Raw genomic sequence first — 13,024 nt, 5'->3', positions numbered from 1 at the left:
CTATTCTTCGATTTTTTTCAACAAATAATTTCTAAAAGAATAAATTCCGAGACTATCAACGATGATAAAATCTTCGCTGTATATAGTTGGACTTGGTCTTTTACGTTCAGCAACGAACAATAAATTCCATCGTTTTAATAAAATGTTGTTGAAAATGATGTTATCACTCTTTGTAAAAGAAAAAGTATTTATCCAGAATAATGTTTCTGAACCAATATTTTTATTAAACTCAATTTGCTTTGAATAATTATCGGTAATTTTTTTTGGTATTTCAAACATAAACACAAAAAAATCTGTAGGATAAACGGGTGAAACAAAAGGATGCTTCTTTGTTCCGAAAAGATAGGAACTATCAGTAACTGCAAGTCCGAAATCAGTGTAACGAGGAAAACCATTATCGAGTTCTTTCCATTCAAGTGTATATGTTGGAAGTTTAGATTTTGGAAGAGTATCCCAAAACTCTATTACCCAATCAGAACTATCAAAATTTGAAACGAAAAAAGATGCTTCAACACCATTTTTTTCGTATGTCCAGGTTTTACCGGTTTTCACATTGAACAAATAATTATCTTGCGGAATGATAGGTTCATTTGGATCGTTACTAACTGAACAAGAAGCAAGTAACAACACAAGAAATATTGCAAAGATTGATTTGTTCATAGAAGTATTCCGTTTTGAAGCTATAAAATAAATAATATTATTAAAAAAGCAAAAAAAAACTTAATTTGAAATCTGTGTTTCAATATTATTGAGTAATTTTGGACTATTAATGGTATTAGATGAAAATTAATACTAATTTTGAATTTTCAACATCGAAAAAAATTGTTTTACGCCGAATTATACTTACTGTAGGTATTTTATTTTTGCTATGCCTGACCAATATTTATTTGGGTGTTATTTCTCATCAAATATTTTTAATTATTCTTGGATTAAGTCTATTAATAAATATTGCCTATTGCTTGACGATTTATTTTGCAGAAGCTAATAAAAATCAATATCCCGATTATTTATTTCAATATGGATATACGAAATTTGAAAGCATATTTATTGTTTTGCATTTCTTCTTATCGTTGATTATTGCTATAATCACGTTTCATTTAACAATAATATTAAACATCTCCACAATTATCATTAGAGTAGATAATCAACTATTGCTTCTTGGTTATATATTTTTCTGCTCATTAATTCTTATTTTACTAAAAAAAATATTTGATAGAAATTTAAGCGGCACAAACGATAGAAAATTAGTATATAATTTCATTGTCTGGAAAAACACTTTAATAATGTTTTTTGTATGTTTTGTTTTCATATCGATTGCAATACTGTTTTACCAAGCAGAAAAAGCTAAATTTCTGATCCATTTAGATAAGATTTTGGCTGGATTGTTATCGTTGTATCTATTTATCATACCAATTTCTAATATTAAGAATGCCATTGACATTCTTATCGACAAGCCTGCAAGCGATGAAATACAATTTAATATTTTATCTGTTGTGGTAGAAAATATCAAAAACTATTGTGAATTTCGGAGATTGCAAGTTCGCTCTGCGGGTAAAAAACTACTTGTAGAAATTGAAGTTGTCTTGCCATATGATTATACGATTGAACAAAAATATAAGTTGGAAAAACGCTTTGATAAACAAATCAAAGATATCTATTTAAATTCGATAACCCGATTGTATGTAGTTCCTTGTAACAGGGATTGTTCTGAGAACGACCAATTAGATTGCCCCATCAGAAAACCTCAAAAATAAAATGGATGTTTGCCAAATTGCTCAGCAAACATCCATTGAAATATACAATAATTATCGATTAATTAAAATTGACACGAATTCCAGCGTAGAACATACGACCAACTACTGGTCCCCAAATCATGGAGCTATCGAAGTGATTTGAGAACGGATTTCGAGCATCTAATATTGGATTTTTCTGAATAAAGTTTGTAAGATTTTCACCGCCGAAATAGACATCAAGAAGCTTAAATCTCTTAGTTATTTGAGCATTAACAATTGTAAAATCCGGGAAATTTTTCGCAAGACGAAGGTTTTCGGGGTTTTGTTCTGTGTTTGGCAATCTTCCACCACCGTTATACTCAACAGTTAAATCAAAATTCCAACCATTGTCGGGGGTATCATACATAAGATTGAAATATCCTTTGTGAGGGCTTTGAAGTGGCTTCTTTTCTAATTTTCCATTATAAGTAGTTTTTACATCGTTTAATCTATATGCAGTAGTCAAAACTAATTTTTGAATTGGCTCAAATTGCAGGTCAATTTGGAAACTATTCGAATATGATTTACCATCAAGATTATAAAAATGTATTGCATCAGGTGAGCGATCTAAATCAGTAATCACTTGATTGATAAAATCAGTTCTGTAAAATTCTGCATTTATGGTAAAGTTTGTTCCTAAAATATTGAATACTGTGGATACATTTATTCCGTAGTTCCAAGCTTCTTCTGGATTTAGTTTTTCATCGATAATGAATTTCCGAGAACTTGCAAGAAAACCAACATTTTCAGCGTATATATGTGCAAGTCTGTATCCCTTACCTAACGAAGCTCTAATCGTTGTTAATTCGTCCAAAGCATAGCGTAAGTGAAATCTTGGAGTAAGAAATGTTTTATAACCGTTTGGAAAATCAGCCCGGAAACCAAGTAATATTGTCAAATCGTGTATAATTCCGAAATTCCATTCTAATAGAGCACCCGGTATTGATTCATATTTGCTGATTGACGAATTATCTAAATATTCTATGTAATTATCGTATTGATAACTTGTTCCTAAGGTAAGTCCATTTTCTTCGAGAGGCTCAAATTGATAAAGAATATTTGTGTAAAAAGAGTTTTGTTCACCATTATATATTCTTTTTCCATAGTTTGATTCGTGTTTATGATGTGTAAAAGAAACGATAGTGCCAAGACTGGAAAAAGGTTCGTCATTAAAGATAAAACCATTTTTTGTAAATGCCTCATATCTATGAGTTTTTACCTTAATTCCATAATAATTTGCATTGTTTTCATTAAAATAGCCTTTCTGACCACCTTCACGATTCTCAATTAAAGCACGTGCACCAGTAACAGATTCAAATTCTCCACTTTCATATTTCCAGCGATTTTGAAAATTCAGCATAGATACTTTCGGTTTATCAATAAAGGAATCATTGTTCTCATCAATTGTATTCTGGTAAAAATTAATATGAGCAAGTAACATTGTTGAAAGATTGTCATCTAAACGGAAGGTGTGATATGAATTTAGCTCGCTTCGCCCCATCACATCTCCATAAACATTGATATGAGTTGGTTCATAATTTTCAGGTTTCTTGTATTCAATATTGATTTGCCCAGTCATAGATTCAAAGCCAGTTGTAACAGAGGCTGAACCTTTAGAAACCTGAATAGATTCCATCCAAGGTCCAGGAACATACAACAAACCATAGATAGAACCTAATCCTCTAAGTGAAGGTATTTTCTCTATTAATAACTGCGAATAGTTGCCAGCGAGACCAAGCAATTGTATTCTTTTAGCACCGGAGATCGCATCACTATATTCTACATCGACAGAAGGGCTTACCTCAAAGCTCTCGGCTAAATTACAGCAAGCTGCCTTATGCAAACCTTTTGTAGTAATTGTCTCAGTTTTGACAGCATTTGATTGTGAAATTTCAACAGCCGATTTTTCACCAACTACGTTTACAGTCTCAGTTTTTAAACTTGGAGTAAGTACTATTTCTATTTCACCTTCATAATCGTGAACGTGAAGAGTATCGCGCTCGTAACCGACGTAGCTTACAACAATAAAATGTACCTTTGGAGGCAATTCCATTTTAAAATAACCATTGTTATCAGTAAATGCTCCCTGATTACTTCCGACAATACCAATAGTTGCCTTCGGAAGAGGTTTTTTCTGATTATTTTCATCAAGACCAAAAACTCTTCCAGAAATTGTTTCTGCAAACAAATTAGAATAAAAAATTAGAAACAAAGTTAATATATTTAATATCGATTTCATTTTTAGTTCTCCTTAAAATAAATAAACACAAAAAATCAGAATAGATTTAATTAGAAAATTCCAGAAATAAATAAGAAGAACTAAACTAAATTGGAAGAGAAGTAAATCGAGGAAAATATTATTTTTTGTTTTAGATATTTATAAAAGTCGAAGCCTTCAGAGAAATTTAAGTCGGTAAAGATTACATCAAAGTAAAATGGTAAGTCGTAATCAATTTTATGGATAAAATTAAAAATATTTGCAGAAGAATTAGAGCTTTGCAACGATTTTTCAGTAAGCACAAGATATTTTTCAGCATTCTGACAGCATTCTAAATCTCTGAAAGCAATATTATTATTATTTTCACTAGAATTATCGCAACAAATATGTGAATGAATGTGGGATGAATTAGTATGACTGTGCTCACAACAAACGTGGTCTTTACAGGTAGCTGCATCAGCAGATAAAGCAACAACGACGGAGTTTGTTGAATGGCAATAATGCAAATAAACGTTTACTCCGATATTTGAAGTAAAGACGCTAATTATTTGCAATATTGCTATTACTTTATACATATCAACAAATCATTTTTAGCAAAATTATTAAATAAAATAGTAATAAACAAAACGAATCAGCTTGCCGTTTCGTTTATTGGGTTATTCGATATAGAAATATTAGTAGAAGATGCAGTTTTATCAACAACTGGAGTAGTATTCGCATTCGTTGAGGGTTTAACAGAAGTAATTTTTTCCTGAACGGTAAGCGGAAATGCACTCGCAAGTTTGTTTTGAATAACAGTAGGAGTTTCACCAGTTTGGACTGACCGCACACCATCAATAATAACGGACAGCAGGAACATTTCTTTATTATGCAAATTAAGTAGCTTATCTGCAATAGGCAACCAAACAATATTTGCCATCAAAATTCCCCACATAGTAGCAATAAAAGCGGTCGCAATATGTTGAATTAATATATTTGGGTCGGATCCCGCAGAAGCCAGAGTATGGATAAGCCCCATAACTGTTCCAATAATACCCATTGTTGGAGAATAACCACCAAGTTTGTTGAAAAGCGTTATATAAGTATTATGCCGCTCGGAGATAGAGTTTACTTCTGCTTCATAAATTTGCATTAATGTGTCCTGGTCGGCACCATCGATGCAAGCCTGAAAAAATTTCTTCATATAAGGATGCTCGACTTTATTTAGTCGGTCCTCTAACGATAAAATTCCTTCACGGCGAGAAATTGCCGAAAAAGAAACAATTTGATTGATAATTTTTTTTACATCATACTGTCGAGGGAAAAATGCAGCACGTAAAACTTTTGGAATATTCTTAAATACATCCCACGAACTTCCTGCAAATCCTGCAGCAAGAGTGCCTCCAAAAACAATCAGCATTGCTGGCAACATAAAAAGTGTGGCACTTCCTCCTCCTTCCCAAAAGTAAGCACCAAAAATTGCTATCAACCCAGCAATTATTCCCAGCAATGTATTAGATTTCATTTAATATTATTATTATTCAATTTTCGATAAGTTTTAGACTACAAAACAATAAAAATATTGAATATTACCTTAAAAAATCCATTAAACTTTTTTGAAGAAGATTAGAACCTACTTGCAAAGAGTATTGAAGAGCAATTTCCTCTAAGCGTAAATCCATTGTAACCTTGGCATAATCAGTATCTTCATTTATAGTTTTTAGTTCTTTGTATCTAATAACTTCCTCACTCATTTGAGATGAGATATTTTCCATCCTGCTGCGTCTTGTAGAGAGCTGAGCAGTCAATTTGTTAAGTTGTTCATTGGTAACGGCTAATTTAGCTTGTAAATTATTGATTTCATCGACATCAAATTTTGATAACGGGTCAGTTTCCTGACGTGGAGTACCATCTGATTTAAATGAAAGAACATTATATAGCTTAATAATATTTTCGAAAAACTCAGTTCCACCGGCACCAAACATTTCATTTGCTGTAACGTTTATTTTCTCTGTTGTCTTGGAATCTTTATTAATAATTCTGTCTTCAAAATTACCCTTGAAATAAATTTTAAGACCTGAAGGATTATCAGGTGTTGCTTGTTCCTGAACAATTTCAAATGGTAAATTTGTTGTTTGTGGTGATTCAGGAGTTATTGAATCGACTGTAGATTTTGTTCCAGAAAATAATAGTTTCCCATTAAAATCAGTATTAGCTTCTTTTATAATATCTTCGAGCAATCCTCGAACATATACACCAAGAGAGTAAGTGTTGCCGGCAGCCCCAGCGTGAGTAGAATCAACAGCTAATTGACGAATTTCGCCAATTTTATCAGAAATAGATTGCAATTTATCTTCCGCAGCTTGCATCTCTCTAATAGACTGGTCTATTATATACTTATATTTTTCATTGTCAGAAATAAGAAAATCCATATTTTTTACTCTTACGAGTTTTTCAGGAGCATCAGCAAGATTGACGATATTCTTCCCAGTAGAAAGGCGAATTTCGTTTTTATACTTTTGATTTTGGATATTATCCAAATTTCGCAAGTAAGTATTAACAGTCAATCCATTAGAGATACGCATAGAGCACCCCTTCTACTATCTGCCAAGATTAATTACAGTGGAGAGCAAATCGTTTGTAACTGTTACAATTCTCGAAGCTGCTTCAAATGCCTTCTGAAATCGAATTAGATTTACGGCTTCTTCATCAACATTTACACCGATAACAGATTCTCTCTGATTTGAGAGTTGTTCAGCAACAAGCCTTGTTGTGTCTTTTCCTGTAGTTGCTTCGCGACTTAGAGAACCTATTTTTCCAATAAATGCAGAATAGAATTCGTAAGGTCTTTGGTTATTGAGAAATTTTGAATCTTGGGCAATGCGCCCGATGGCAAGAGCAATTTCAGCATTACCTGGTTCTCCAGGATTTTTCGAAAAAGGAAGATTTTCAGGAGAATTTTTTATGTCGTCAGAAATTTTAATTGTAGCAGCAGTAATTCTACCAGTTGATGGTTCAAAAAATAATCTTCCTGGTGGTGGTGAAGTCGTGTCATTCAGACCGTAACCAGAAATCGTTAATTGATTGATTCTCTGTGCAAGAGCATCGGCAAAATCATCAAGTTGCTTTACAATCGAAAAACCTTTACTTTCGAGTGGATCTAATGTTTCATTAAAATGCTTCAAATTTGAAGAAAGTTCACCTAATTGAGGAACAACACGAGTAGCTAAATCCTTTGATTTATCGTAAATTTCAATTGCAATTGTAATTTCGCCGGAAGCAGAATTATTAATATCTACCCGTCTGATTTCATTATAGTTTGAACCCGTGATTAAATTCATTCCATTTAGAAATACGTTTGCAGAACCATCTTGTTCGAATGAAACAGTTACTCCAGCTAATTTTGACAATTCTTCTAATTTAAGCTGACGTTGGTCCACATATGTTTGAGCTTCAGTTTGCGATAGAGTTTTAGAATTAGCAATATTTTTATTTAGGTTTGCAACATCGGCAAGTAAAGAGTTAATTTGGTTCACATTCAGAGAAATTTGGGTAGCAAGTTCATTACGTGCTTCAGAAAGTTGAACTGAAGTGCGATTTAGTTTTTCAACAAGAGTTTGTGCTTTGCCTAAAATATTCTCACGTAAACCAATATCTTCTGGTTTGATAGCCAATTCCTCAAAAGCCGAAAGAAAACTATTAATATCATTCTGTATATTTAATTCGCTTGGTTCAGCAAGAATTGATTCAATTCGTTGGAAAATTTTTTCATCATTTTCAAATGTATTATTACGTGCAACAGTTGAACGTAGCTCTCTATCGAAGAATTCTTCGCGGAAAGTGCGCAATTTTTGAGCAATAGCACCAGTTCCGATAAACTGCCCATTACGGAAAAGCGGAGAAGATTCACTCAAGACTGCAGAACGGCGAGAGTAACCAGCAGTATCAACGTTTGCAATATTATTGCTGGTTACTTCTATCCCAAATCTTTGAGCAAGTAATGCTCTCTTCCCTATTTCCAGAGCAGAAAATGATGACATTATTCAACCTACTAAGAAAAAATAAATTCCCTACCATTTAAAATCTTTTTAAACTTTTCAGCATCTTCAATAATTGAACTTGCTTCGCCATATTTTAATCGGTTTGCTCTTTTCAGATTATCAATACATTCATTCAGAGCAAGTTCAGCAAGAAACGAATTTTTATCTTTTGCAAGTTTAGATTTTGAGCGATAGCTTTCTTCAAGATATTGAGAAAGTTCGCTTATACTATTTTCAAGCTTGCTATTGATTGAATAGATATCCATTTCTGAATTAGGAAGATTTCTTCTGAACTCTTGTATTTTTTTAACAAGTTCAACTGCTTTTTTCCAAAGCAGAGTTTCTTCGTAATTTTGTGGTGTGCTCATTTTTGCCTCCTTACAATTAAATAACATCCTTGTAAAAACAATAAATATTCCAACTTTAAATTTGCACATTGCAAACGAAATTGTTGCCATTAGAAAGCACAGCTAATATATTGGAAACACTCGACTTAGCACGATTGGCAAGCACTCTGTTAGTGAGGTTCAAGTCCTGTAGAATATTAACCAGTTTGGCTAAATTTCTCTTTAATTTTCGCAAATCTTTAGTATCTTCATTCGGGAATTGCTTCTCAATGGTTGAAAGTCTCAATTTCATTGCTTCAGTTCGTGAAATATTCAACCAGGACATTAAGTAAGCAATTCGTTGTTCTTCGGCTTGTCGCAAGCTTTTAGCAAGTTCTTCCTGAAATGAAGTAATCTCTTCGAGTTCTTTGATGTTAAATTTAACTAAAGCAACTTTTTGACGTTCTGCAAGACGAATCATCTCCTGAAGAAGTTGCTGTTCGAATTGGAGAAAATTGAACAGTTTGGCTAACATTTTGACCACTCCATTGGTATTTATTATAAACTTTTCATCCTGATTTAGGTTTCATTTTCATTGAAAATATCGGCATATCGCAAAACTTTCTTTACATACTGCTGAGTTTCGCGAAATGGAGGAATATCACCGTATTTACGAACATTCCCTGGTCCAGCGTTGTAAGCTGCGAGAGCAAGAGACAAATCACCACCAAAATAATCAAGCATTTGACGTAAATATTTCGCCCCTCCCATAATGTTTTGATATGGCTCGTAAGGGTTTTTCACTCCAAGTTCGAGAGCTGTGCCATCCATAAGTTGCATTAATCCTTTTGCTCCCGCTGGTGATGTTGAATTAGGAATTCCGGCTGACTCAGCAGTAATTATAGCTTTAATTATATTTTCAGGTAAATTAAATCTCCTGGATGCTTCTGTGATTATTTCAGAGTACGAATTCAGGCGATTTTTCACACGATCAATAAAATTACCATTTACATTTTGATTTAAATTAACTGGAATATTGTTTTTAGGAAGCAGTTCATTATTTTCCTTTACAGAAACAGGAACATTAACGGGTATTTCTTTAGAACTTACAGCAGGTAGTCTTTCGCCAGTAAAATTTAAATACATTGATTCAGCAATACCAATGCCTTTGCCTATTTTAGAGACTTCTTCGGCAAAAAGCATATCTGCATAACTTTCAAGAGTATCTGCACCAAATCCAATTTCTTCGCCGTTGTTATCATCTTTTGAAAGCATAGCTTGTTTCATCTGTTTAAGCATCAGATTGATAAAAATTGCTTCAAAACCACGTGATGCATTAGCAAATCCGGCTTTCTCTTCATCTGACAATGCTTTTTTATTTACATTTGTTGTCTGAATATGTTTATATTCATCAATTTTGCTTTGCAAGATTGATGAATTATTAAGACTATTATCATAAAGTGGCATATCCATACGACACCTATTGAATTATCAACTCACCTTGCAAAGAACCAGATTCCTTGAGAGCCTGAAAAATTGCTATCAGATCGCGTGGTTTTACTTGAAGTAAATTTAGTGCATCGGCAATATCCTGAACCGTCGCTCCACGTACAACAAGAGCAGAGGCTGCCCGAACTTCCTCTTGTGTTGTAATCTCTGCACTTTCAGCAATTTGTGGTGGCCTAATTGTAAATGGAGCTGGTTGCGGAACAAGCACCTGTTTTTGAATTTGGATTTCCAATCCGCTATGCGCAATGACAGCCGGAAGTAATTGCACATTACCTCCCACGACAATTGTACCGGTTCTTTCGTTTATTACTACTCTTGCAACGGGATCTGCATTCACATTTAGCCCTTCAATCTGAGCTATCAAACCAAAAATTTGAGACTGTGATAGCCCACCGGGCAACTGAACCTGAACACTACCAGCATCGATTGGTGTTGCAGTTCCATTAAGTCCCGGTGAAACATTAATAGCATCTACTATTCGCTGAGCTGTTGTAAAATCTGGTTCGCGTAGGGTAACAATTACTGCATTATTATTGATAAAGTTTGAATTAATATTTCTTTCTAAAATTAAACCATTAGGTACTCTGCCACTTGTGGTTACATTTTTCCCAAGTCTGGAACCAAAGGCTTGATAATCATATCCACCGACTGATAATGGTCCTTGCGCCATACCAACAATTGCACCATTTGACAGGGACAATGGAGTCATCAAAAGCACTCCACCTTGAAGAGATGATGCATCACCAATCGAGGAAACCTGGACATCGACTTTTGTACCTGCCGCAGCAAATGCAGGAATATTTGCAGTTACCATCACTGCTGCAACATTGCGAGTTCGGGGATTTATAGAAGGAGGTGTTAGCCCAAAGCGTTTCAACATATTTACAACAGATTGAACAGTAAAAGAAGCCTGAGGATTATCGCCAGTTTGGTTTAGTCCGGTAACAAGACCATATCCAATTGCCTGAAAGCTCCCGGCACCCTGAATTGTTGCAATATCCTTAATACGAGCTGCATTTGCATCGAAAAAAAGGAGAAATAGCAAAATGGGAATTGATAGTATAATAATTTTAGTTTTCATATTCATCAAAACAAAATTCTTAAAAATCTTGTTATTAATCCGGGTTCTTGTGTTTTCGAAACAGTGCCATCACCTTCGATAAGTAAAGTTAAATCCATAATATTGTATGAATATACACTATTATCTGAATTGACGTCAACTGGACGAACAATTCCACGTATGGTAATAGTTTGAGTTTCGCCATTGACTTTGGTAGTGCGTTTCCCTTCGATAAGTAAGTTACCATTTGGCTGCACTTCTACCACACGCGCACTAAGTCGTGAACGAATTTTTTCGTTGCGAGTAGTTCGTCCAGAACCTCGAAAATTATTGCCTGTCCCAATATTGCCACTTATATTTGTATTAGAAGTTCCGGTTGATAAGCCGACTCCGCCACTTAATTCAGATGATTTTCTTTCTTCTGTTGAGGCATTATTGTCTGCCTGAGTGTCTTCAACAATATATACCATAATTGCATCATCTACCTGGAAGGCTTTAACATCAGAAAATAATGAACGCAAACTTTGTTCTTGCGGCTTAAATTGAGCTAATGCAAGCTGAGAATAAAGCAAAGACAAAAATATAAAAAATGATTTCTTCATTTTCATCTCGTAGAATTTGAATTATTAGAAAGAAGAACAAATCCAAGTTCATTAACCGAACCAGTAAGAACAACGTTGCCTTGTCCATTTCTCTTGACACGAATTACGTCTCCTGCACCTCCATCTTGCAGAGCTGTTCCCAAAGTTTTTATTGAAATTGCTCCAGATTGAGCAATAATTGTAACAATTTGTCCTTTTTTTATGATAACATCATTTGATAAGTCACTAATTTTAAATGGATTATCTTTAGGTATCCCATTTCTGGTAATTTTGCCGACGATTGAATTATTAACCACTAATTCATTTTCATTAAAATTAGTTACATCAAATCGTCTGATAGTAAAATCTGCATTTGATAATGTTTCTCCGCTTCGAATAAAGCGAGTGGTTACTGGTATTTGACGGAATTTTTTTATTTTAACCCGAATCTGCTCTGTAGAAATAGTTTTGCCATCTTTATTGAAATCCACCCAAACAAAACCTAATCCTTTGAAATCCCGGAAATTATGTCTTAAAGATGCAGAAACTGAACTTTCCACGAAAGAAATTGGACGAACATTTTGAATAATTTCAATCTCTATGTCCTCATTTGTTTGAGATTTCAGAAAATTAATAACGGCAGTTTCAATTCTCTCTTTTGAAAAAGACGATTGTGAAAATAAATTTGAGGTAATAACTAATAAAAACAAACATAATATCAGTATTTTAAAGTATCGAATCATATTAGCTACCGTTTAAGATTAACAGCAGTTGAAAGAATATCGTCAGCAGTTTTTACAGATTTTGAATTTAATTCATAAGCTCGCTGAGCAGTAATCATATTAACCATTTCTTCAACAATATCAACGTTAGCAGATTCAAGGTGGTGCTGAATAATTTCACCTGTATTGTTAGTTCCGGGAACTTCGAAAAATGGTTGTCCAGAGGCAGGGGTTTCCTGGTAAAAATTATCTCCGACTGATTTAAGACCAGCAGGATTGATAAAACGAGCAAGCTCAATTTGTCCCAAAACGGTAGCATCAGTGGAATTTTCGGTAAGAATGCTAACCACACCATCTCTTGTAATTTGAATTTCAATTGCATCCGAAGGAATAGTGAATCCCGGGTCGAGAGAATATCCTTGGGAAGTAACTATTTGTCCATTTCTATCAAGTTGGAAAGAACCATCACGAGTATAGACGATATTTCCATCGGGCTTGCGAATAACAAAGAAGCCTTCGCCATTAATCGCCATATCCAGTGGATTGTTTGTAGAAGTAATATCGCCTTGCTTGAATATTTTTGTTGTTGCAACAAGTTCAGTTCCTGAACCAATTTGAACTTCATTAAGAGGCTCAACCCCTGAACGGGCTACATTGCCAGCCGGACGAAGTGTTTCATAAAGCAAATCCTGAAACTCAGGGCGAACTTTTTTGAACCCAGTAGTATTTACATTTGCAATATTATTAGCGATAATTTCCACATAACGCTGCTGGGATGAAAGCCCGGTTGACGCTGTTCTTAATGTTTTGTCCATAA

The 13,024-nt window shown here is 34.1% G+C and carries 14 protein-coding genes; 1 reads left to right on the top strand and 13 read right to left on the bottom strand.

The features are described from left to right. Entirely contained in the window at window positions 1-660 is a 660-nt protein-coding gene (locus tag ACY2LT_RS01395) for a membrane lipoprotein lipid attachment site-containing protein (RefSeq protein ID WP_491815865.1), read from the bottom strand. Window positions 661-779: 119 nt separating this feature from the next. On the opposite strand from ACY2LT_RS01395, the gene ACY2LT_RS01390 reads away from it, so the two are divergent. Beyond that, window positions 780-1,754, top strand: coding sequence for a hypothetical protein (locus tag ACY2LT_RS01390; RefSeq protein WP_491815864.1), 975 nt, complete (start codon window positions 780-782; stop codon window positions 1,752-1,754). Between the two features lie 58 nt (window positions 1,755-1,812). Here the strand turns inward: ACY2LT_RS01390 and ACY2LT_RS01385 are convergent, their stop codons facing one another. The 12 genes from ACY2LT_RS01385 to flgG form a co-directional block, all read right to left on the bottom strand. Further along, complete coding sequence (locus ACY2LT_RS01385) at window positions 1,813-4,011, bottom strand: TonB-dependent receptor (protein WP_491815862.1); 2,199 nt, start codon at window positions 4,009-4,011, stop codon at window positions 1,813-1,815. A gap of 80 nt (window positions 4,012-4,091) precedes the next feature. After that, window positions 4,092-4,565 carry a hypothetical protein gene (locus tag ACY2LT_RS01380; RefSeq protein ID WP_491815860.1) on the bottom strand — a complete coding sequence of 158 codons (474 nt, stop codon included), beginning with the start codon at window positions 4,563-4,565 and terminating at the stop codon, window positions 4,092-4,094. Between the two features lie 56 nt (window positions 4,566-4,621). Next, window positions 4,622-5,494 carry a motility protein A gene (locus tag ACY2LT_RS01375; RefSeq protein ID WP_491815859.1) on the bottom strand — a complete coding sequence of 291 codons (873 nt, stop codon included), beginning with the start codon at window positions 5,492-5,494 and terminating at the stop codon, window positions 4,622-4,624. 64 nt (window positions 5,495-5,558) lie between these two features. Then, window positions 5,559-6,554: a flagellin N-terminal helical domain-containing protein gene (locus tag ACY2LT_RS01370; protein ID WP_491815858.1), complete on the bottom strand. Its 996-nt coding sequence runs from the start codon at window positions 6,552-6,554 to the stop codon at window positions 5,559-5,561. 15 nt (window positions 6,555-6,569) lie between these two features. Continuing rightward, on the bottom strand, window positions 6,570-8,009 hold the full coding sequence (gene flgK, locus ACY2LT_RS01365; RefSeq protein WP_491815857.1) for a flagellar hook-associated protein FlgK: 1,440 nt from the start codon (window positions 8,007-8,009) through the stop codon (window positions 6,570-6,572). A gap of 11 nt (window positions 8,010-8,020) precedes the next feature. Next, window positions 8,021-8,377, bottom strand: coding sequence for a four helix bundle protein (locus tag ACY2LT_RS01360; RefSeq protein WP_491815856.1), 357 nt, complete (start codon window positions 8,375-8,377; stop codon window positions 8,021-8,023). A gap of 55 nt (window positions 8,378-8,432) precedes the next feature. After that, complete coding sequence (locus ACY2LT_RS01355; RefSeq protein WP_491815854.1) at window positions 8,433-8,870, bottom strand: flagellar protein FlgN; 438 nt, start codon at window positions 8,868-8,870, stop codon at window positions 8,433-8,435. A gap of 44 nt (window positions 8,871-8,914) precedes the next feature. Beyond that, complete coding sequence (locus ACY2LT_RS01350) at window positions 8,915-9,808, bottom strand: transglycosylase SLT domain-containing protein (RefSeq protein WP_491815853.1); 894 nt, start codon at window positions 9,806-9,808, stop codon at window positions 8,915-8,917. A 7-nt stretch (window positions 9,809-9,815) separates the two neighbouring features. Beyond that, window positions 9,816-10,925: a flagellar basal body P-ring protein FlgI gene (locus ACY2LT_RS01345; protein ID WP_491815852.1), complete on the bottom strand. Its 1,110-nt coding sequence runs from the start codon at window positions 10,923-10,925 to the stop codon at window positions 9,816-9,818. A 5-nt stretch (window positions 10,926-10,930) separates the two neighbouring features. Then, window positions 10,931-11,506 carry a flagellar basal body L-ring protein FlgH gene (locus ACY2LT_RS01340; RefSeq protein WP_491815851.1) on the bottom strand — a complete coding sequence of 192 codons (576 nt, stop codon included), beginning with the start codon at window positions 11,504-11,506 and terminating at the stop codon, window positions 10,931-10,933. 2 nt (window positions 11,507-11,508) lie between these two features. Beyond that, window positions 11,509-12,228: a flagellar basal body P-ring formation chaperone FlgA gene (gene flgA / locus ACY2LT_RS01335; RefSeq protein WP_491815849.1), complete on the bottom strand. Its 720-nt coding sequence runs from the start codon at window positions 12,226-12,228 to the stop codon at window positions 11,509-11,511. A gap of 5 nt (window positions 12,229-12,233) precedes the next feature. Continuing rightward, a complete protein-coding gene (flgG, locus tag ACY2LT_RS01330) occupies window positions 12,234-13,022 on the bottom strand; it encodes a flagellar basal-body rod protein FlgG (RefSeq protein WP_491815848.1) in 789 nt (262 codons plus the stop codon). Between the last annotated feature and the right edge of the window lie 2 nt (window positions 13,023-13,024).

Source organism: Eximiradius proteiniborus, assembly GCF_058546985.1.
This window is presented reverse-complemented; position numbering and strand designations above follow the sequence as displayed.